A 395-nucleotide genomic window follows, 5' to 3' on the forward strand; every position below is an offset into this window, starting at 1 on the left:
GGAGTCCGACGGCAGCTGGACGCTCAGGGTGCCCAGCCACAGCGGATGCAGTATGTGCGCGATGAGGCCCATGTCGTGGTAGTGCGGCAGCCAGCTGGTGAAGCGGTCTGCGGACGAGGTGGCGAGGAGCCTGCGCAGCGCCTCCTGGTTCGCCAGGAGGTTGCGGTGGGTGACCATGACGCCGCGCGGTCTGCTGGTCGAGCCGGAGGTGTACTGCAGGAGCGCGAGGTCGTCCGGGCCGGTGCGGGGCGGCGTCCAGGCGTCGGCGGCCGCCTCGGCGGTGGCGTGTTCCAGGTCGGTGGCGAGGCACACGGTGTCGCCGCGGCCGGTCACGGCAAGCCACAGCGAGGTGTCGCCGGCGTGTTCGGAGTCGGTGAGCACCATCCGGGCACCGG

General features: G+C 72.2%; 1 protein-coding gene. It reads right to left on the reverse strand.

What is annotated here, in order from left to right:
* A partial coding sequence (locus tag G3I42_RS35600) for an AMP-binding protein (RefSeq protein WP_275405323.1) occupies positions 1–384 on the reverse strand: 384 nt, incomplete at its 3' end.
* Positions 385–395 lie beyond the last annotated feature (11 nt).

The organism is Streptomyces sp. SID11385 (assembly GCF_010548245.1).
GTDB lineage: Bacteria > Actinomycetota > Actinomycetes > Streptomycetales > Streptomycetaceae > Streptomyces.